The organism is Bartonella sp. AP36NXGY (genome assembly GCF_042195865.1).
Taxonomy (GTDB): Bacteria; Pseudomonadota; Alphaproteobacteria; order Rhizobiales; family Rhizobiaceae; genus Bartonella.
Genome location: NZ_JBHIPD010000065.1, coordinates 1 through 2,641 on the forward strand (window position 1 = coordinate 1; position 2,641 = coordinate 2,641).

A 2,641-nucleotide genomic window follows, 5' to 3' on the forward strand; every position below is an offset into this window, starting at 1 on the left:
ACATCATCAAAATCTCTTAAGGCTCTAATTCGAGTTAAGAAATGACCATCGATATATTCACAATCATCAATAAATTCGTATTTTTTTGCAGGCTCTTGTTGATTAACAGACGCGGTTTCATTTGCAATATTAGAGATAACGGGGGTGTTGTTTGAGATATTTTTCATAATTAAAACCTACATGTTTATATGTTTGTTATTGACAACCCTTTAAGGGCGTCGGGCGTTAACAAACACGGCATGTAGTCCGTTGCTTACACTTTTCCCATAAGGGTATTGTATGGTGTAAGCACACCCGACAAAATCATCATATATGCTAATTAAAGCATAAAAGATAGCCAGTTTTTAAAAGCTTTGGAAAGATTGTATCGTAATCTATCCGCTACATGTTTAGTGTTTGTTAATCACTTGATTATTTGTGTAACAAAATACGTATTTATTGTCAAATAATATTTCTATCTTTTTGATATTTTTTCTTATTTTTTAAATACGTTGTGTATTGATAATATCTTATGCTTATTAATTTCTTCTTTTATATTTATGTGCTTTTAAAGCTATATTATATGTTTTATGAAACGATTGCGTTATTTTCTGAATCTATACATTTATAATATTTAGAAACGCTCTCATAATGCGTATTTTAAACTTTATAACCTATCAATTTTGTTACTAAATGAATTTTAAATTTTTTGTGAATTTTGTTTATAAGGGGCTTTAATTTAAACGACCTTAATAGCACCGCGCTCTTATAACAAATGCTTTCATTTGCATTTTTGCTTTCTCTATAGTTGTTATGTTCTTTATAGCCATGGCATCATTTTTCATGTTCATAAGAGAAATGATAAATAGGATATATGATAATTGTGATTTATAGACCGTTATGAAAACACTTATGAAAACATCTCAATAGAAACTGATCATTATAGAGATGAGCAAAATTCCTTTTAATAAACTTTTGTCAGTCTTGTCAGTTCTTTTTAGAACCTATATCATTTTTTTTAAATGAGAGAAAATTAAAATCATTATATTTCAATAAGTTAAGTTTTATGAATTTTTCAAAATACAACTTATTAAAACAGCCATAACAAATAAATACAACTGTAAATATATATTTGTCAGTTTATGTCAGTACATTGAATCGACAAAAGTGATCATTTAGTGAATGATTAAAACATGTCTTATGAGAGTATGTGATCTTTTAAAGCCTTTCAAAAGAAAGGGATTATAATCATAATAAATGCTATCAAGATCCTTATGGTTATGAGTTTTGAAGGGGTTTTGAGTTTTGAGGGTTGCTGCTATTATGTAAAAAAACGATAAAAAGTAAAAACGTTATTTTTCAATATGTTAAGATTTTACAGACCTTTAAAAAACAACCCATATTGATAACACAACCTATAAATTCAACTAATAATATACGTTTTGAGGGGGTTTTGACGGTTTTTACACCTTCAAAACCTATAAGCAAAATGAATATACATAACTCTCTTTAAACAAAGCTTTTGATAACAATAAAGCACTCATTTTAGATTACGGTATAATCTCTTAAAGGCAATGTAAAAAAATCTAATTCACTTTAAGAGTGGATTTCTTAAATTTTGCAAAACAATCTAAAAAAATTATTTAAAAGTTCAAATCGTATCTTTAATTTGAATTATAAATACATTATTAGACTTTTGCATTAATCAAAGGTTTATGATGATGAAGTTTTTTATTTTACTTTGTTTGTTAATACTCACAGCTTGTGGTCCTATAACACATTTGAACGGAATTGTTGATCCAAACTACAAGGGACGATTTCAAACGAAAAAGATGGTCATAGGAGGTGTTGGCATGTCTATTTCTGAGCAAAAAGCACTTGAAGACACCTTTGAGAAATCGCTTGCTAAATACAATGTACAGATATTGAGAGGATTAGAACTTTTCCCTCTAACTCGTAATTATTCCTATAACGAGAAAGAGGAAATTATAACAAATAAAGGCGCAGATGCACTCCTAATAGTTAGCGTTGATAATCGTGCTATATCGCAGACATATATCCCGCCAACGTATCATCCGGGAACCTCTACAAGTACTATTTCGGGATTTGGAAACTTTGCTACCATAGAAACTGAGACGACACCAGGTTATGTGACCGGTGGATATAATATTAGTAAGCCCGCCATAAGTGTTAGTGTTTATCTTATTCACCATACAAAAAACAAAGAAACCATATGGCTAGCAAAAGGCTATAGCGATGGAAATGCTTTTGCATCATTTTCTAATCTCATAGTAAGCGTTGCTGAAACAACTGTTGAAAAACTAGCCAAAGAGGGGCTTATAGTCCCAAAGTAGAGTTAGGAAAATAGCAGCATAATCACGAATTTTAGCCACAAGGTCGATGTTAATAAAGCTATCATTTTAGATTACGGTATAATCTTTTAAAGGCGATGTAAAAAAATCTAATTCTATTTAAGAGTGGGTTTCTTAAAAGTCTTAAAGCAATCCCAATAAGAGTGTTTAAAAGTACAAAGCCTTATTTTTAGAATAACGCATATTAGGATTGTATCTAATCAACTTAACAAAAGAGGTATAGATTATGGTTATAAGATTCTATACCCCTTTGTGAGTTTAGCAAGCCAAGTCTATTCAGTTTCTCTAAT

Annotated in this window: 1 protein-coding gene; it reads left to right on the forward strand. The window is 29.8% G+C overall.

The annotated features are described in order from the left end of the window. The first annotated feature begins 1,700 nt into the window (after positions 1 to 1,700). Positions 1,701 to 2,333, forward strand: coding sequence for a hypothetical protein (locus ACFINX_RS09640; protein ID WP_375627779.1), 633 nt, complete (start codon positions 1,701 to 1,703; stop codon positions 2,331 to 2,333). The last annotated feature ends 308 nt before the right edge of the window (positions 2,334 to 2,641 follow it).

What these genes read in the sequence shown, in the direction of transcription:
- ACFINX_RS09640 (WP_375627779.1), top strand. Translation starts at nt 1,701, where the DNA reads ATGAAGTTTTTTATTTTACTTTGTTTGTTAATACTCACAGCTTGTGGT.